The organism is Terriglobales bacterium (assembly GCA_035764005.1).
Lineage (GTDB): Bacteria > Acidobacteriota > Terriglobia > Terriglobales > Acidobacteriaceae > Gp1-AA112.
Genome location: DASTZZ010000115.1, coordinates 118619 through 136202, shown reverse-complemented (window position 1 = coordinate 136202; position 17584 = coordinate 118619). Strand labels below are relative to the sequence as shown.

Sequence of the window (17584 nt, the reverse complement as noted above, 5' to 3'; positions counted from 1 at the left end):
TAGTCAGACTGCAATGGCGATCGCCATCGCCGATGCCGCGCTAGCTTCCAGCTGGGCACAGAGTGCATCAGCGACTACGCGCGTCGTCATCGATCCAGCATTCTCGACCACCCCGCTCGACCGCAACATCTTCGGTTCCTTTTTGGAACACCTTGGACGCGCGATCTACGACGGGATTTACGACCCCGGCTCTCGGCTGTCAGACGCGAACGGCTTCCGCACCGATGTGATTCGAGAGGTTCATACGTTGGGCGTGCCGATCATTCGATACCCCGGAGGAAATTTCGTCTCCGGGTATCACTGGCTCGACGGAGTTGGTCCAAAGAAGGACCGTCCGCAGGTGCTGGACCGCGCCTGGAACACGCTCGAGACGAACCAGTTTGGAACCAACGAATTCATTACCTGGGCCAAACTAGTCGGCGCCGAACCTCTGTTCGGCATGAACTTCGGTACCGGTAGTGCTGAGATGGCGGCTGCGCTGGTCGAGTACTGCAATTATCCCGGCGGCACGAAGTGGAGCGATCTGCGTCGCCGGCATGGATACGAACAACCGCACAACGTGAAGTATTGGTGTCTGGGCAATGAAATGGATGGTCCCTGGCAGATCGGTCACATGGATGCGCGCGAGTATGGCGAGAAGGCAGTCGATGCGGCGCGTCAAATCCGCGTGATCGATCCCAACGTGAAACTGATCGCCTGCGGCTCAAGCGGTCCGTTTATGCCGACGTACCTGGAGTGGGACCAGCAAGTGCTTGATGCCTGTTACGAACTCGCAGACGGAATCTCGCTGCATCGCTACTGGGGAAACAATGAAGAGACCGGTGGCAATAGCGAGACCTATCTCGCGATGAACCTCGCCATGGATCGGCAGATCGAAGAGATCGCAGCCGTGTGCGAGCTGGTTCGCGGCAGGAAACGAACGAACAAAACTCTCTTCCTGTCTTTCGACGAGTGGAACGTCTGGTATCGGGCGCGCACCGGCGACGCTGTCAACGGGCGCGGCAAACCCGCGCCCCATCTGCTCGAAGAGGTGTACAACCTGGAAGACGCATTAGTGGTAGGCGGGCTGCTGAATTCGCTGGTTCGCCATTCGGACCGCGTGCGGGTAGCCTGTCTCGCGCAACTGGTGAACGTAATTGCGCCACTGATGACAAACGCGAATGGAGTGCTGAAGCAGACGATTTATTACCCGTACTCCTGGGCACTGCAGCACGCGCGAGGACGCGCCGTGCACATCGTGCCTGAAGGACCTGCCTACGAAGTTGCTCAACTTGGTCGTCCTACGGAAGCAATCGGAATCACTGGCCCGGGTCTCGGCTCAGTACCTTACCTCGACATCGTTGCCACAATCGATAGCGAGAGCAAATCCGCCGCGCTGTTCATCCTGAATCGGGATTTAGAGAAGCCGCGCGAACTCGAAATTACCTGGCGCGACGTTGTTCCCACAAAGATCAACTTGTGCCAGACCATAACGGGAACCAACTTAAAGGCGGTAAACACGTTCGAACAGCCAAAGAACGTCACTCCACAGAACCTGGAAGCTCCAAGGCTCGGTCCAAGAATGACGCTCCAGGTGCCCGCGCGCTCGTACAGCGTCGTGTCACTGGCAATTTGAACTTATGTTACCGCTCGCCGCTCAGGCTCGGCGCATAGAGGCTTAGCACCTCCTGGTGCGGAGAATTACAACCAGGAAGCGAGGTTTTTTGTACGTTCTCACTCTCCAGCAGCATCGAACAGGGTAGATGCCCGGTTTCAAGCTGTCGATAAAACGGCGCGCACCTGCGTTCGCCCTCGCGATTTTCGCCTTGTCCCTGGTTGTGAACTCCAGTCTCTGGTCGCGGCAATCGAGCACGGCTGGACTAACTGCATATACAAGGGCGGTCCAACTCTCCGAACCCGCCAAACGACTGGTAGCGATGGAGCAGTTTTTTCTGGCCGAGCCCGCCAGCAGCCTCGTCCAAGACGCTCTCGAATGCGTAACCTGGGATTCGATCCGCCTCGGAGATACGGCGCGCTCTGCGCGCTGGGGGAGTGAGCTACTGCGACGATCGCCGACGAGTCCGCTGGCGCAAGCGGCACTAGCGAGCTCGATGCCGCCGAAGAGTGCGGAAGGAATCGAGGCGCTACGGACCGCTCTAACGAGCCTCGACCGCATTCATAAGCCTGAGGGTTTTTCCGAAGCCGAGTTTGCAGAGATGCGACGCCGCGTGTGGCTCCTGCTCGATGGCTCCATCGGACTCGCTTATGTCGGCCTCCAGCAATATGAAGATGCCCGCCCATATCTCAAGCTCGCGGTTAGCGTTGCCCCTAACGATCCTCGCTACAGTTATTCCTATGCTTTAGCGTTGCTCTCCGGCAAGAACCCTGACACGAAAAACGGTTACTGGCACCTTGCACGAGCAGTGAATCTAAATGCAGGATCGCCTGCAGGAACCCGCATCGCGCAGTACGCTCGCAGCAAGTACCTCGCAGACGGCGGCAGTGACGCTGATTGGAAGCAGTTTGTCGCCGTCACGTCGATGGGTACGCGCAATCAGAAGCGAGCGATGGCGGATTATGCCGGGCCGCCTGCATCCACGATGACCGCGAAGACAGAGGCGGGGAGCGTACCCGGGCTGCCTCCTAAGGCACAGCCTTCAATGGCCGAAACTCCCCGACTCAAGCTGCCGCCTCGTACCGATCCCGTGTCGCTCGGAATTCTGCTTCAGACCAGTCTGTTGAAAGGGGAAAATCGCAAAGCTATCGTCGGCACGCTGCGCGATCTGGTCGGGCACCTTCGCCCGGACGACGAAGCTTTCCTCATGGCTTATAGCGACCAACTCGACTTCCAGCAAGACCTCACTCGACAAGATATGCTGCTCGACGATGCACTGGAACACATGACGGCCGGATCCGGCGCCGCGCTCTTCGAAGGGATCAGCTTTGCAGTCGGTCATCTGGACCGAATTGGGAAGAACCGCAACCGCGTGCTCCTCGTGATCTCCGACGGAAGAAACACGAAGCAGGCCGAGAATGCTCCTCCGTTGAGCTCTCAAATTCGCGATGTGCGCATCGACTGCATAGGACTCGATGCGCTCGGCCAAAATCAAAGCTTGCTGCAGCGATTGGCGCGGTACTCAGGCGGACGCGCCGTCTTCGTATCCGATCCAGAGGAATTTCGCGGCGCCACACTCCAACTCGCGCAAGCCATCGGTATCGATTTCTCACAATAACCAGAAAGAGCTTCGTGCGATCGAAGCGGAGTCGGCCATCGACGAGTCTTCTTTTTTCGTGTGGCGGTTTAGCTCCGCGATCTGCGGGAAGGAATCAGCAACGCTTTTTTGTCGAGAAGTTGTACCATGACAGCAATGCGCGTCGATGCTCAGAACGACGCGCGACGCTTCAGCCGAGGTCGAAAAGAATGCAAAATTTCACACGCAGTATTTTCGCGGTTCTGATTCTGATCCTTGCAGCGAGCTGTTTCACATGGGCGGGTCCGGATGACTTGCAGGAAGTGACCTGCGCTTTTGAGGATGGTCACGGCATGCGCCTTCAATATGCGCAGCAGCCATACAACGTCGACAACGGCCATATCTGGACGCCAGGCAATCAGGCCATGGCCTTGTTTTTAGATACGAGCATTTCCGTCGAGGGGGTCACGCTCCCCGTTGGCGCTTACGGTCTGTATGTATTACCGGAAAAGGGTCACTGGCAACTGATTGTGAACCGCACCGCAGCGAAAGCAACCGAATACGATTCCAAGAACGACGTCGTGCGTACCACCATGGGCTCCAGTCATCTCGATCATAAAGTTGACCGTCCGCAACTCGTACTCGTACATATCGCTCCCACACAGTGCAACCTCAGGGTGTACGCTGACTCGACAATGGCGTGGGAGGAGACAAAAGAAACGAAGTGACGTTTCAGGCTTATATCGACAACATTCAGGCGAAGACCGGCAAGACGCCAGACGACTTTAAGAAACTCGCAAAGAAGGAAGGCCTGCTGGAGCCTGGAGTAAAAGCCGGCGCCATTGTTGCATGGTTGAAACGCGATTTCGGATTAGGACATGGGCACGCCATGGCCATCTACGCAACGTTTAAGGGGCGCACAAAATAAACGAGGCTCGAGGCAAGGCGCCGAGAAGAGCTGCGGCCACGCGGAATGCATTCTCATCCGTTTTCCCGATTCAGGAATTCCGGTCTGTGTGTCTGCGGTTCTGCGGCAACTTTTCTCTCGATGGAGCGCCATCCTGGGAAGGGTCGATTCCACCAGGAGCGACGCGCTGAGGGGCGGCCGCCTTTGTCCAAGCCGTTCAGAATCTGAACAGTTGTCGCTAGCCGAATTTGTACGCTCGCCCAGGGTTTACGCCTCGGGGCGCCCTTTCGGTCCTTCGGGCCTGCATGGTTTGCCAACTCTTGGATTTGAAATCGTTACGGATCACTATCCATCGCCAACTCAAAAACCCAGTCTGGTTAATCAGGGAGTCAGGAAGTTTTCGTAGTGCCTGATAAGTAATCGAGCGTTGGGGCTGCGGGTTGCAGATCGATGGGAATGCTCCGCCAAAGCTTGAGGACAAACAGGCCAAAAAGAAGAAAGATGATGCCGCCGGTCACATCGAGCGCGACATCCCATCCGGAAGATGTTCGTCGGGGATCGAAGGCCTGGTGCCATTCGTCGAGAATCGCCGTGATAAGGGTCATATTGACGGCCAGCAATGCGCACCGGACTCGAATTGAATGAAGTGCGTTTGCGACGAGCGAGGCAGAGGATGCGCGAGTGATGCGCGAACGAGAAACGAGCGTGTGAAACCACGCTCGGAAAAACAGCACGCAAAGGATTCCATAGCCGGTGAAGTGTCCGGTCTTGCGGAGAATGTGGTTCAGCTCCTGAAAGGCTTGCCACGAGAGGTGAACATGGAACCAGCGCAGTAGTTTCAGGAGCCATCCGCCGGTCACGCTCGACGACAGCCCAAACGACTCGACAGCAATGATCCCGAGCCACAAAAAGACAGGAATCCAGAAGCGGAAATTGCGCGTGATGGTTTTCAAACGGCGTTACTCGAGCCGGTAATTGGGAGCTTCACGCGTGATGATCACGTCGTGCACATGGCTCTCGCGCAGCCCGGCGCCGCTGATGCGCACGAAGCGGGCTTTCTGTTGCAATTCGGGAATCGTGCTGCAGCCGCAGTATCCCATTCCGGAACGCAATCCGCCGACGAGCTGGAGGACCATATTGGAGAGCGGTCCGCGATAGGGAACGCGCCCTTCGATGCCTTCGGGAACGAGCTTGGCGAGGCGATTCGACTTTCCGTTTTCCATCATCTCCGCGGCAGGAGTGTCGTCGTCGTTCGATTGGAAGTAGCGCTCGCTGGAACCTTGTGCCATCGCCGCGAGTGATCCCATGCCGCGGTATGCCTTGAACGACCGGCCCTGATAGAGAATTGTTTCGCCCGGGCTCTCATCGACTCCGGCAAACAGCGATCCAACCATCACCGAACTGGCTCCGGCTGCGATTGCTTTCGTTATATCGCCCGAGTACTTGATGCCCCCGTCGGCAATGATCGGTACACCGGAATCTTTGGCCGCGCGCGAGGCTTCTGCGATGGCATAAATCTGAGGCACGCCGGCTCCGGTGACGATTCGTGTGGTACAGATCGATCCAGGTCCAATTCCGACTTTTACCGCATCGACTCCCGCTTTGATGAGAGCGCACGCTCCATCGAATGTGCCAACATTTCCTGCGAGTAAATCTACCTCCGGCAATTTGCTCTTGATCTCTCGCACGGCATCGAGAACGCGCGTAGTGTGGCCGTGCGCGCTGTCGATCGCAATCACATCGACTTTGTAGCGCGCCATCTCCTGCGCGCGCTCCAGGTAATCGCCGGTCGCGCCGATCGCAGCACCCACTCGCAACCGTCCCTGCGCGTCCTTGGCGGCATTGGGGTATTTCAATTTCTTCTGAATGTCTTTTACGGTGATCAGGCCTTTGAGGTTCTGCTTGTCATCGACAACCAGCAGCTTCTCCACTCGATGCTTGTGCAGAATCTGCTCGGCTTCTTCGAGGGTGGTGCCTACGGGCACGGTGATGAGGTTTTCTTTGGTCATCACCTTGGAAATTGGAATGTCAGTACGGGTTTCAAATCGCAGATCGCGATTGGTGAGAATGCCGACGAGTTTCTTATTTTTTGTGACTGGCACGCCGGAGATCTTGTATTTGCGCATTACGTCGAGCGCATCGGAGATCTTCGCGTCCGGCGAGATCGTGACTGGATCGACGATCATTCCACTCTCCGACCGCTTTACTTTATCCACCTCCCCAGCCTGCTGCTCGATCGTGAGATTGCGATGCACAATGCCGATTCCGCCCTGTTGCGCGATCGCGATTGCGAGGCGCGATTCGGTCACCGTGTCCATGGCGGAGCTGATGATCGGAATGTTGAGATTGATGTTGCGCGAGAGCCGCGTCTGCGTATTCGCCAGCGCAGGAACTACATCAGAATGTGCCGGCAGGAGAAGAACATCATCGAAGGTGAGGGCCTCAGGGACGGGAAAATGGATCATTCAAATCTCACTTGCTTTTCTTTCATTGTAGCGTGATTGACTGCATCGGATAGAAAACCAAGAAGCTCTTCAACACGAAGGACACGAAGGGCACGGAGGACAGAGTTTCCTTTGTGTACTTCGTGGCCTTCGTGTTCACCCCCGGTGGTTTGCTGTTCTGAACAGGCGTTGCGGATAGGCGAAATGAATGACGAGCGCGACTGCCGCGAGCACCACAAAAATGAACCAGCTTCCTTCCGGGCCGACACTTCCACCCGTGATCCACGCGGGACCGTAGAATTTCGCGCTCAGCAAATGCTCTGGTGATACGAAGCCGCTATCGTTCACGCCATAGAGAAAGGTCTCGGAGTAGTCCCACATGAAGTGGAATCCGATTGCCCAGAACAGGCTTCCCGTGCGCCACACGGAAACACAGATCATGAGCCCGAAGAAAACTACGGCGATAATTCCGGCGGCTGCTTCGCCGCCGTTGGTTAAATGTGCCGCGGCAAAGAGCAGCGAGAGCAGAATTGCTGCCGGCCAGAATCCGATTCCATCCGCAAGCGTGTAGAGCGCGTATCCGCGAAAACAGATTTCCTCGAAAAGTGCGACTTCAAACAAAAACGAAAATGCATTGAGCATCGCGGCAATCGCGAGCGAGGAGCCATGCATGTACTGGGGGCCGAAGTCGAAGTGGTGCGAAAACTTCAGTCCTTCGAGCATGAGCGTGAGCGACAGCCATCCGATGAGCACGCCGAAAAAGAAGTGAGGTCCCCACTTTCGATCCGTAAGCCCATACGACCATGCCGATCGGCGTTCGACTTTGGCCATAAATGCGTTGCCCCCGAGGATGGCGGCGACGATCAGAAGCTTTGCGACATCAGGAGCAATGTCGTGCGGAAGATGGTGTCGAATCGGAGCGGAGATCCCCAGGAGGAAGATGCCGAAAGCGATGCAGATCGCAATCCAGCTCAACAGCCGCCACCCGGCCCGGAGTCCTCGTTCATTGAAGAAGAAAGGACTGCGTTGGGCGGGAGTGCTTTCCGTTCCAGGAAAGGTCAAGGATTCGTTCTCAGGTTCCGGCAGAGAGCTCACCTTATTAGTGGCGCATTCTGTTTAGGGAAGTGTACACGCGTGATGCTGCTATGCGACCGACGTGGCGCGCCCCAGAGGGCTTTGTCTGCCGCCAAAATTGGGTCTGAAAATCGCCTTAAGCAGCTGCTGATTTCGCTTGACTTTCGCTCCAAAATGTCATAGCACGGAAGTATGACAACTTGCGCTGGAGATGCAGCTTGTAGAGCCGAAAACGTCGAAGTTGGACGACAGTTCCAGCACATATCGAGCGGCTTCTATGTTTGGGCTACGCGAGCGATTGTCTCACCTCTAAGGTCCTTGTCTCACAGGCGTTAACGCCAGGGAGATTTGGCGTTAACGCCGTGGAAAAAGGGGCGTTAACGCCGTGGAAATTTAGGGGTTAACGCCGTGGAAAACTAGGCGTTAACGCCAAGCCAAAAAATGCGGAAAAGGAAGTCTCGATTAGTTTTTCCGAGCTGCAAGTCGAACATCCGCCTCCACTTCGAGGATTTCCACGACTGAAATTGCTTGCAGTTTGTGTCAGAGGAACAAAAAACAAGCGACAAGTTCAGGCTTGCAGGCCACTGAGAGTAGGTGCCCACAAAAATCGCAGTTCTAGATAAAGAGATTTCTGCTCGGACAGTCGGCGCTCTTAATGAAGCTCTTACGCCCTCAAGAGCGACTCTTAAGCCGAATGCCGAGAGCGAATGCTGACTGCCGCGCCGTTTGTAAATCGCTCCCACACGGCGTATCATCGGATTTTGGCGTGTTCACCTCGAACCGGTCTGTAGCTCAATTGTGAGTTGCGGCGGGGGACGGGGCCCCGAAGGGGGTGGCTAGGCTTCCAACTTCATCCGTTTTTGCGGTGAAGAAATCGTTTGGCGAAGCAAACCAGTGGGCGATAGCCCACTTTTTATTTGGACGCAAAGTTTGTTCGATTTGCAGGGCTGATTTTACCGGGCTAACGAGACATGCCATTTGATGAAGCGCATGTGCGTGCCATCGCCGAGCGCGTCGCTGCCTCTTCGGGACTTGAGGTCGTGGATCTCGAGTTTCACGGTGGCGGCAAGGGACGCACGTTACGGGTCTTTATAGAAAAGAATGCCGAAGGACGTCGCGCGCAGGAGCAGCAATTGGCCGCGGCGGCTCAGGCGGGCGAAAGGGTTCCATCCCCGTCGAGTTGGGATCAGTTGGCCGGCGTAACGCACGAAGATTGCGCTGACTACAGTCGCGAATTGGGAACGATTCTCGACGTGGAAGATGCGGTTCCCGGCGCAGGTTATTTGCTCGAAGTTTCGTCGCCTGGACTCGATCGCAAGCTGGTAAGGCCGGCAGAGTTCGAGCGCTTCAGCGGCAGCAGAGTCAAGGTCATGACTCGCGAGCCGGTGAACGGAAACAGACATTTTGACGGACGCCTTCGCTTGTTAGGCGATGCGCGAATCGCGCTGGAGCCGCATCGCGAAAGCAAGAAAGGCAAGAAGCGGAAGCAGGCCGAATCGGAAGGCCAGACAATCGAGATTGAGCTAAGCAATATTGAACGCGCTCGTCTCGTTCCGGAGATTTGAAAACGGGGCTGCTGGCTTCTGGCCACTGGCCTCTGGCTAGGCTCGGTTAACGCTACGCTACGTTCTTGATTGAGCTGAGGCCGCAAGAAATTGCGAACTAATTACGAATTAAAGCCGCTGCATTGGAATTCGGGATTTCCAGGCTCAAGCCGGGAGCCAGAAGCCAGTAGCCAGCAGCCGATTTGAACCCCTATGGCAAGTGCGCTGTACGAAAACATCGAAGCATTAAGTCGGGAAAAGGGCATCGATCCGCAGATTGTGGTCAGCGCGGTGGAAGACGCGATTGCTGTCGCTACGCGCAAGCACTACAAGATCCAGGAAAACATGCGCGCCGAACTCAACAAAGACACTGGCGCAATCCAGGCTTATAGCTACAGGACTGTCGTCGAGACCCCGGAGCAGATCGAAGATCCCACTCTGCAGGTCACGCTGGAAGACGCTCGCAAGATCGATCCGAATGTGGAAGTCGGCGGAGAAATTCGCCAGTACAAATCCACCGACGGTGTGCTGGGACGCATCTCTGCGCAGCTCGCGAAACAGGTGATCTTCCAGAAGGTCCGCGAGGCTGAGCGCGACACGGTTTACAACGAGTACATCGGACGCGTCGGCGAGATTCTCAACGCGACGGTGAAGCGCATCGAAGGTCCGGACGTGATCTTCGACATCGGCAAAGCCGAAGCGCGCATGGGGCGCAAAGAACAATCGCGCCTCGAATCATTTGCCGTCGGCGAGCGAGTTCGAGTCGTGCTGACGCGAGTCGATAAAGCATCGAAGGGACCGCAGGTTGTAGTGTCGCGCGCTGCGCCGGAGCTGGTGCAAAACTTATTCCAGACGGAAGTGCCGGAGATTTACGACGGAACCGTCGTGATCCGTGCGATCGCCCGCGAAGCCGGCGAGCGCACCAAGATCGCCGTCATGTCGAAAGACAAGGACGTCGACTCTGTGGGCGCCTGCGTAGGCATGAAGGGGATGCGTGTGCAGTCGATCATTCGCGAGCTGCGCGGAGAGAAGATCGACATCATCGAGTATCACGAAGATCCGGTCACGTTTGCGGAGAAAGCATTGCAGCCGGCCAAGGTGAGCCGCGTAACCGTGCTCGATCCAACGGAGAAGCATCTGGAAGTCATCGTCGATGACACACAGCTTTCTCTCGCCATCGGCAAGAAAGGTCAGAACGTTCGTCTTGCCGCCAAGCTCCTCGGGTGGAAGATCGACATCAAGAGCGAGGAAGAGAAGCGTCAGGAAGTCGAGCAGCAGATGCAGGCGCTCACGACTGCGGCTGCGACTCCTCTCGAGAAAGTTCCCGAATTGGGAGAGACGGTCATCGAGAAGCTGGTCGCTGCCGGCATCACGACCGTGGAAGCTCTCGCCGACATGACTCCGGAGCAGCTCGAGGAGTTACCGGGCATCGGCCCAAAGACGATCGAGAAGATCAGCATTGCTGTGAACAACTACTTCTCCGCACTCGAAGCCGGCGAAGGTCAAGGCCTTGAGCCAGGGGTTGAAGCGCAGGAAGGCGCTGCGGTCGATGCTGCTCCCGATCAAATCGAAGGGGAGAGCATCGAACAGCCGAACGTGCATGCCGAGAACTCAGAGTACGCCGAGGCAGCCGAAACCGGACAGGGATTCGAAGCCGCGGAAATCGCAGGCGTCGAGAACGCTCCGCCGGCCGACGAAGCCGAAGTGCACGTACATGGCGAAGAGCCTGCGCCGAGCGAAGATGAAGTCGTCGAGCCGGAAGAGCAGGCATCGGCAAATAAATCAGAGGAAGCCGAATAGGCGTGTAAACTGCCTCGCGCAAGCGCGGCAGAGATTTTGGCTAGCAGCCGGCAGCTAGTAGCTAGCAGCTAAGTTGAGGGTTGTGATGATCGACTAAAACAGGTTTCGGAGAAACACAAAGGGCGGAATGAGTAAAGTTCGAATCAACGATTTAGCAAGGGAACTGGAAGTCAAGAGCAAGGCGATTCTCGACGTCCTTCCCCTCGTCGGAGTAACGGAAAAGAAGACGCACTCGAGCTCGATTGAGGCCGACGAGGCCGAGCGTGTGCGCAAACACCTCTCTGGTCAGGGCGGCGGAACTGCCGCACGCGATGGCAGCTCCCGTTCCGGCGAGCCTGAGATCAAGACCAAGATCGATCTCTCGCATATCTCCAAGCCTGGCGACGTGGCCAGCCTGCTACTAAAGAAGAAGGCCGAAGCTTCGGCGCCTCCCATTCCGAAAACTGTCGCTGCGCCGCCCGCTGCGCCTCCGAAACCTGCAGCGCCGCCAGCCCCGGTTGCTGAAAAGCCGGTTGCCGCTGCACCGCCCGCAGCCGCTCCGGAAGCTCCTGCGAAGCGCGTAATCAAGCCGATGCTTGGGCAGCGCCCGTCGTTCGCTGCGCCGCCTCCGGCTGCTCCGCCGGCGCCTGAGAAGCCCACTGCGGCGGCTCCAAGTGCGCCAGTTGCTGCTCCGAAGACTCCTGCTGCGGCTCAACCTCCGGCAGCACAACAGAGTCAGACTCCGGCTGCAGTACAGGTCACACCGCCGTCGGCTGCGCCTCCAGCTCAGGCAGGATCTATCGCCAACGCCTCTCAGCAGCAGCGCGCGCAAACGCCCCCTGCTCCAGTGCGTCGCATAATTACGCCGCAAACTGGGCCTCGCCCCGTATACACGGCCCCTCCGCAGCAGGCTCGTCCTGCAGCGCCGATGGGATCGCCGCAAGCAGGTCAACGTCCGGCCGGCGGTATGCCCGTACGCGGTCAGCCGATCTTCCAGCGTCGTCCCGGAATGGGACAGCCGCAGCCGGGGCAGCGTCCTGGCATGCCTCCCGGCGCTCGCCGGCCGATGCATCCAACGCGGCAAACACCCGGTGGACGACCAATGGGAATGGGTGCGCCAGGCCTCGTGCCTCCGCCGCCCACGCCGGATACGCGGCGTCCCGGCGGTCCAGCTCGCCGTCCTGGGCAGCGTTACGTTCCACGCGGAGTAAAGGAAGGCCCGATGAAGGGCTTTACTCCTCCGCCGCGCTACGGTGCGCAGATTTCGAACGAGCCGCTGCCGATCACGCGCGCGATAACGATTACGGAAGGTATCAGCGTCAAAGATCTTGCCGAAAAGCTCGAAATTCGCGCGAAAGATGTCATCGCTCGCCTGCTATTGCGGGGGGTGATGGCGACGGTGAACCAGACGCTCGACGCCGAACTGGCTAAGGATATGGCCCGTCAGTTCGGTGCTGAAGCCAACGTGATCACCTTCGAAGAGCAGATGTCGAAGGACATCGATGCCGGCGTTGCCAGCACCGATGGGCTTGACACTGCCGCGGTTGTGCGTCCCCCGGTCGTGACCATTATGGGACACGTCGACCACGGCAAAACCTCGCTGCTCGACTCTATCCGCGAAACCAATGTCGCGGGCGGCGAAGCTGGCGGTATCACGCAGCACATTGGTGCCTACAAGGTGAGAATCACGAAGGAAGATTCGCCGGCGTTTGGTCGCGAGATCGTCTTCCTCGATACGCCTGGTCACGAAGCGTTCACCCGCATGCGCGCTCGCGGAGCAAAGGTCACTGACATCGTTGTGATCGTTGTTGCCGCCGATGACGGCGTAATGCCGCAGACGCTCGAAGCTATCGATCACGCTACCGCCGCGAAAGTTCCGCTCATCTTCGCTGTCAACAAAATTGACAAGCCCGGAGCCATGCCCGACCGCGTGAAGAAGCAACTCGCCGATCGTGGATATCTGCCGGAAGATTGGGGCGGCAAGTACGTGTTCGTCGATGTCTCCGCTAAGCAGAAGACCAATCTGAATCTGCTGATGGAGATGATCTGCCTGGTTGCCGACCTGCAGGAGCTCAAGGCTTCTCCGGATCGCGCCGCCAGCGGCGCAGTGCTTGAAGCGAAGCTCGACCGCGGACGTGGAGCCGTCGCCACCGTTCTGATCCAGAATGGAACTCTGCACACCGGCGATACTTTCATCGTCGGCAACACCTATGGGAAAGTTCGTGCCATGTTCGATGACCGCGGCAACACGGTTGAAGCGGCCCCGCCGGCAACACCGGTCGAGATTCTCGGTCTGGAAGGTATTCCCGAAGCGGGAGACACGTTCACCGCTGTCGCAGATCGCGAGAAGGCGAAGAACATCGCCACCTATCGCGAGCAGAAAGCCCGTGAGGCGCAGTTGGCGAAGTCGTCGCGCGTCACGCTTGAGGGACTCGCCGAGCAGATCAAGACTGCCGGAATCAAAGAATTGTCGATCATCCTGAAGGGCGATGTGCAGGGCTCGGTCGAAGTACTGGCCGACTCGCTGCAGAAGCTCTCGAACGAGCAAGTGAAAGTCCGCGTGCTGCGCTCCGGCGTAGGGGCGATCACCGAGAGCGACGTGCTTCTGGCCTCTGCTTCGAACGCGATCATCATCGGCTTCAATGTTCGTCCTGAGCGCAAAGCACAAGAACTGGCCGAGCAGGAAAACGTCGAAATTCGTCTGCACTCCATCATCTACGAACTACAGGACGAGATTCGCAAAGCCATGGCCGGCTTGCTGGAGCCGGTGTTCAAGGAGACTTATCTTGGACGCGCCGAAGTTCGCGAAACTTTCCGTGTTCCCAAAGTTGGAACAATTGCCGGCTGCTATGTGCAGGATGGCACCATCAAGCGCGACTCCGAAGTGCGTCTGCTGCGCGATAACGTGCAGGTCTTCAAAGGTCGCGTAGGCTCGCTACGTCGCTTTAAAGACGACGTAAGCGAGGTCCGCAACGGCATGGAGTGCGGCATCGGCATCGCCGGCTATGGCGACGTCAAGGTAGGCGACGTGATCGAAGCCTTCAGCGTGCAGAAAGTTGCAGGCGAACTGCTGGGCGCGAAGCCGCAGTTGGTCAACCAGTAAGCTTCGATTGTTTTGTCATTCCGAACGCCCGGTTTTGGCGTGAGGAATCCCTATCAACTTCTATGCTGCTGGCCTGGAGTTCATGCAACCGATAGGGATTCCTCACTCCTGCTCACGCAAACTGCGTGAGCATCCGTTCGGAATGACAGACTGCTAGCCGCTTAATGCCCATCGCGACTCTCACCCTGGAAATCCGCATTGAAGGCGCCCACTCGCTCAAGGACAAGCGCCAGGTGCTGCGCAGCCTGAAAGACAAACTTCGCTCCGGCTTCAACGTATCAGTGGCTGAACTCGATCAAACTGATTTGTGGCAGCGCGCAACCATCGGAGTCGTGAGTATCTCGAGCTCGCGCGATTATCTTTCTGGACTGATGCAGCAGGTCGAGCGCGCAGCCACGCGCATCGCGAACGACAATGGGGCTGAGGTGACGGACAGCTTTGTGGAGATGGACTAGCTTTGGCTGGGAACTCCGGACCTCAATGAAATTACTGGCTCACGTTCGTACTTTGTTTCGCTGCTTTGACGACGCGAATTTCAAAAATGCTCGGCCAAAGCTTGCCAGTCACGAATAACCGTCTTTGCTGCGCGTCATAGGCAATGCCGTTAAGGACCGCGTCTGAACTGCGGCGGTACATCGGACTCAGTAGTCCTGCCAAGTTGATCCATCCGCTAACGTGGCCGTCCCGTGGAGAGATTCTCGCGATCCGGTCCGTCTGCCAGACGTTAGCAAAGAGTTCTCCTTCCACGACTTCCAGTTCATTGAGCTGAGTCACCGGTTGTCCGTGGTCGCTTACGTTTATGTGGCGCTCTTCTCGAAATGTCGTCGGATTGAGAACTCGAATGGTTGAAGTTCCGTCGCTCATGAACAGCACCGGACCGTCGGTAGCCAGGCCCCAACCTTCGCCCGAATAAGTGAATGTACGTTCAGGAGCAAAACCGTTGAGGGTGTAAACGAACCCCTTGTGCGAGAGCCAGGTGAGTTGGACGATTTCCTTGTTAAAGACTGCAACTCCTTCGCCGAAAAATTCCGAAGGCAGATCTCTTTTCTCGATGACCTCGCCGGTTTCGAGGCGTACTTTTCTGATGGAAGAGTGGCCGTTGAGGCCTGTGCCTTCATAGAGGAAGCCGTTTTTATACGTCAGCCCCTGCGTAAACGCGGTGGCGTCATGCGGGAAGATGTGTATCACCTTGTAGGTGTATTCGGGAGTTGCACGTGGTAGATGTGGCTTGGATTGAGAGAGCAAGGAAGCAGGCAGCGCAAAGCAGACAAGATGAGCGAGGAGCAATCTAATTCGAGATCGGATTCCCAGAGTAGAACTCACTTGCGGAGATTCCAAAGGGGTTCCCAACGATGTTACGTCAAATAGCCATTTCGTTCGTCGCGGTCGGAGACAATTCCTAATGGCAAGCTTCCGCCGTTATACTTCGCCATTCTGTTTTTCCATTTCAGGAAGTCAGTTATCGTCTGGGGCTCAATACGTACCTCGACGCGGCGCAAGCTGGCAAGGAGAAGATTCATTTCATTGACGAGTCCTTCGGCACCGCGCAGGTTCTTCTTCGATTTGCGCGCAATGCAAATCTCGTGCCCGCGAATCTCGAGCAATCCCCAACCGGAGGGAAGTTCATTGCACGAGATTATCCCGGCGGGAGCGAGATAAAAGCGCTCGCATCCAAGTGCCGATTCCGATTGAAGGCGCCACGGCTTGGCTGCATCGGCCAGGAAGTCTGCTCGCGAGATTTTGCATTCCACCACCACGGAGTGGTTCTTGCCCTTCCATCCAATCGCATCGGGAGTCTCTCCGCTGGCGCAGCTCTGTTCGGAGAGGACAATTCCACAACGGTACTTCGAACGTAGCCAGCTTACGGCGGCATCGACTAGGCGAGAGTGAGTCATGGGAATCGGGCGATCGGGTCATCGGGTGATCTAAAACCCACGCCTCAGTCGCAGTTTCTCTCAAATCAGTCGAGCGGAAAAGTATCAGGTTCGTTTCCAATGCGTGAAATAACCAGTCGCTTTCAGATCACCCGATGACCCGATCACCCGATCATCCGATTCTGTTATTCTCATGAGTTTTATCTTCATGGGAGTTTTTCATGGTTGAACCGCGCCCTCCGAAACACCAACGTGAGCGGCGGGTGGAGGCCTTGCGGGAGGAGATCGATCTCATCCTCGAAGGCGAGCTCGGTGATCCCAGGATCGGCCTGGCGGCCGTGACCGAAATTATGCTTGCGCCAGGCGGAAAGACAGCTCGCGTGTTCGTTCGCGTCGATGGAGATGATGAAGAAGCTGAGCAGACCTTGGAAGGACTGAACGCGGCCAAAGGTTTCATTCGCCACCAACTCGCGGAACGTATGGGGTTGCGACACGCTCCCGAGCTTCTGTTTGTGATCGACCGCTCCGAGCAGTACTCGTCGCGCATTGACGAGCTCCTGGGGCGAACGAAGAGGAAAAAAAAATCATGAAAGGGCTATCAGCTTTCGACCGTCGTACCTCGGCCAGTAGCGAATCTGTTCAAAACAGCAGAGGAGCTTGCTAGCCGAGCGCCGACTGTCATCGGAAGTCGCTCGTTTCCGCTCGCCATGATTGACCAGGTGCTCAAGGAAATCCAGCAGCGCGATGCGTTCCTGCTAACCTCGCACGCGCGCCCTGACGGTGACGCGATTGGGTCCCTGCTCGGCCTCTATCAGATACTGATCTACCTTGGGAAGACTGCGCGCGTGGTGATGAGCGATCCAGTGCCGCTGATCTATAACGGACTACCGCACGCACACGTGATCGAACATTCGTCAACAGTCCCGGCGGAAGCTCCTGAAGTGGCCATCATTCTTGAATGTGACAGCATTCAGCGTACTAGACTGCAAGGCTTGGAAGGCCGTTTTCTGATCAACATCGATCATCACAACAGCGCGCGCGAATTTGCGCACTTGAATTGGATCGATGAAAAAGCATGCGCCGTGGCAGAGATGGTTTACCGGTTAGGCCGTGCCGCAAGCGTTCCAATGACTCCCGAAATGGCTACCTGCCTGTACACGGCAGTCCTCACTGACACCGGGTCCTTCTGCTTCACGGGTACGAATGCCCATACGTTTGAGATCGCTCTGGAGTTGGTTCGAAATGGAGCCAAGCCGGTGGACATCGCGTACAACGTGTATTTCTCCAATCCCACGGCGAAGATGCGGCTGCTTGGAGCTGCGCTCTCGAATCTTCATCGCGAAGGCTCGCTGGCCTATATGCATCTCTCGCTTTCCGAAATGGAACGCAGCGGAGGGTTGGAGGAGGACTGCGAAGGCATCGTCAACTATGCTCTGAGTATTCAAGGAGTCGAGGTGGCATTGTTCTTTCGCGAACTCGCTGACGGACGCTATCGTGTGAGCTTGCGCAGCAAGGGGCAGGTCAACGTCGCGGCCATCGCCGAACGCTTCGGGGGTGGTGGACACAGCTGCGCCAGCGGATGCGCGGTCGCTGGGCCACTCGCTGCTTCATTGGAAGCGATTCTCAGTCAATTGCGCGGCGCCGCTCCGCTTCACGGACACATGCCGGAAGCCACCGTCTAAGCTCAGT

At 57.1% G+C, this 17584-nt stretch carries 15 protein-coding genes; 10 read left to right on the top strand and 5 right to left on the bottom strand.

Features of this window, described 5'->3' with window-relative positions:
• Positions 1-13: 13 nt before the first annotated feature.
• The 4 genes from VFU50_19635 (at position 14) to VFU50_19620 (ending at position 4098) form a co-directional block, all read left to right on the top strand.
• Entirely contained in the window at positions 14-1615 is a 1602-nt protein-coding gene (locus VFU50_19635; protein HEU5235079.1) for an alpha-N-arabinofuranosidase, read from the top strand.
• A 127-nt stretch (positions 1616-1742) separates the two neighbouring features.
• On the top strand, positions 1743-3212 hold the full coding sequence (locus VFU50_19630; GenBank protein ID HEU5235078.1) for a hypothetical protein: 1470 nt from the start codon (positions 1743-1745) through the stop codon (positions 3210-3212).
• A gap of 188 nt (positions 3213-3400) precedes the next feature.
• On the top strand, positions 3401-3898 hold the full coding sequence (locus VFU50_19625; protein HEU5235077.1) for a DUF2911 domain-containing protein: 498 nt from the start codon (positions 3401-3403) through the stop codon (positions 3896-3898).
• The gene (locus VFU50_19620) at positions 3895-4098 is read left to right on the top strand and encodes a DUF4287 domain-containing protein (GenBank protein HEU5235076.1); all 204 of its coding nucleotides are present in this window, start codon (positions 3895-3897) and stop codon (positions 4096-4098) included. The genes VFU50_19625 and VFU50_19620 overlap by 4 nt, the downstream gene beginning before the upstream one ends.
• Before the next feature lie 368 nt (positions 4099-4466).
• Here VFU50_19620 and VFU50_19615 read toward each other — a convergent pair whose 3' ends face one another.
• The 3 genes from VFU50_19615 to VFU50_19605 form a co-directional block, all read right to left on the bottom strand.
• Positions 4467-5030: a VanZ family protein gene (locus VFU50_19615; protein HEU5235075.1), complete on the bottom strand. Its 564-nt coding sequence runs from the start codon at positions 5028-5030 to the stop codon at positions 4467-4469.
• Positions 5031-5036: 6 nt separating this feature from the next.
• Positions 5037-6542: an IMP dehydrogenase gene (gene guaB / locus VFU50_19610; protein HEU5235074.1), complete on the bottom strand. Its 1506-nt coding sequence runs from the start codon at positions 6540-6542 to the stop codon at positions 5037-5039.
• A gap of 135 nt (positions 6543-6677) precedes the next feature.
• Positions 6678-7496, bottom strand: a complete 819-nt coding sequence (locus VFU50_19605; protein HEU5235073.1) for a CPBP family intramembrane glutamic endopeptidase — start codon at positions 7494-7496, stop codon at positions 6678-6680.
• Between the two features lie 1070 nt (positions 7497-8566).
• On the opposite strand from VFU50_19605, the gene rimP reads away from it, so the two are divergent.
• The 4 genes from rimP (at position 8567) to VFU50_19585 (ending at position 14476) form a co-directional block, all read left to right on the top strand.
• Positions 8567-9160: a ribosome maturation factor RimP gene (gene rimP, locus VFU50_19600; protein ID HEU5235072.1), complete on the top strand. Its 594-nt coding sequence runs from the start codon at positions 8567-8569 to the stop codon at positions 9158-9160.
• A 192-nt stretch (positions 9161-9352) separates the two neighbouring features.
• Positions 9353-10939 carry a transcription termination factor NusA gene (gene nusA / locus VFU50_19595; GenBank protein ID HEU5235071.1) on the top strand — a complete coding sequence of 529 codons (1587 nt, stop codon included), beginning with the start codon at positions 9353-9355 and terminating at the stop codon, positions 10937-10939.
• Between the two features lie 127 nt (positions 10940-11066).
• Entirely contained in the window at positions 11067-14021 is a 2955-nt protein-coding gene (gene infB / locus VFU50_19590) for a translation initiation factor IF-2 (protein HEU5235070.1), read from the top strand.
• 164 nt (positions 14022-14185) lie between these two features.
• Entirely contained in the window at positions 14186-14476 is a 291-nt protein-coding gene (locus tag VFU50_19585; protein HEU5235069.1) for a DUF503 domain-containing protein, read from the top strand.
• 31 nt (positions 14477-14507) lie between these two features.
• Here the strand turns inward: VFU50_19585 and VFU50_19580 are convergent, their stop codons facing one another.
• Together VFU50_19580 and VFU50_19575 are read right to left on the bottom strand one after the other, a co-directional pair.
• Entirely contained in the window at positions 14508-15344 is an 837-nt protein-coding gene (locus VFU50_19580) for a glutaminyl-peptide cyclotransferase (protein HEU5235068.1), read from the bottom strand.
• 32 nt (positions 15345-15376) lie between these two features.
• Positions 15377-15916: a hypothetical protein gene (locus VFU50_19575; GenBank protein HEU5235067.1), complete on the bottom strand. Its 540-nt coding sequence runs from the start codon at positions 15914-15916 to the stop codon at positions 15377-15379.
• A gap of 200 nt (positions 15917-16116) precedes the next feature.
• Here VFU50_19575 and rbfA point away from each other — a divergent pair, with 200 nt between their 5' ends.
• Both rbfA and VFU50_19565 read left to right on the top strand, forming a co-directional pair.
• Positions 16117-16485: a 30S ribosome-binding factor RbfA gene (rbfA, locus tag VFU50_19570; protein HEU5235066.1), complete on the top strand. Its 369-nt coding sequence runs from the start codon at positions 16117-16119 to the stop codon at positions 16483-16485.
• 117 nt (positions 16486-16602) lie between these two features.
• On the top strand, positions 16603-17577 hold the full coding sequence (locus VFU50_19565) for a bifunctional oligoribonuclease/PAP phosphatase NrnA (GenBank protein HEU5235065.1): 975 nt from the start codon (positions 16603-16605) through the stop codon (positions 17575-17577).
• Positions 17578-17584 lie beyond the last annotated feature (7 nt).

Bases quoted from the DNA above. Each gene is read 5' to 3' on its own strand.
- VFU50_19565 (HEU5235065.1), top strand. From the start codon at position 16,603: ATGATTGACCAGGTGCTCAAGGAAATCCAGCAGCGCGATGCGTTCCTG.
- rimP (HEU5235072.1), top strand. From the start codon at position 8,567: ATGCCATTTGATGAAGCGCATGTGCGTGCCATCGCCGAGCGCGTCGCT.
- VFU50_19575 (HEU5235067.1), bottom strand. From the start codon at position 15,916: ATGACTCACTCTCGCCTAGTCGATGCCGCCGTAAGCTGGCTACGTTCG.
- VFU50_19630 (HEU5235078.1), top strand. From the start codon at position 1,743: ATGCCCGGTTTCAAGCTGTCGATAAAACGGCGCGCACCTGCGTTCGCC.
- guaB (HEU5235074.1), bottom strand. From the start codon at position 6,542: ATGATCCATTTTCCCGTCCCTGAGGCCCTCACCTTCGATGATGTTCTT.
- infB (HEU5235070.1), top strand. From the start codon at position 11,067: ATGAGTAAAGTTCGAATCAACGATTTAGCAAGGGAACTGGAAGTCAAG.
- VFU50_19625 (HEU5235077.1), top strand. From the start codon at position 3,401: ATGCAAAATTTCACACGCAGTATTTTCGCGGTTCTGATTCTGATCCTT.
- VFU50_19635 (HEU5235079.1), top strand. From the start codon at position 14: ATGGCGATCGCCATCGCCGATGCCGCGCTAGCTTCCAGCTGGGCACAG.
- VFU50_19585 (HEU5235069.1), top strand. From the start codon at position 14,186: ATGCCCATCGCGACTCTCACCCTGGAAATCCGCATTGAAGGCGCCCAC.
- rbfA (HEU5235066.1), top strand. From the start codon at position 16,117: ATGGTTGAACCGCGCCCTCCGAAACACCAACGTGAGCGGCGGGTGGAG.
- nusA (HEU5235071.1), top strand. From the start codon at position 9,353: ATGGCAAGTGCGCTGTACGAAAACATCGAAGCATTAAGTCGGGAAAAG.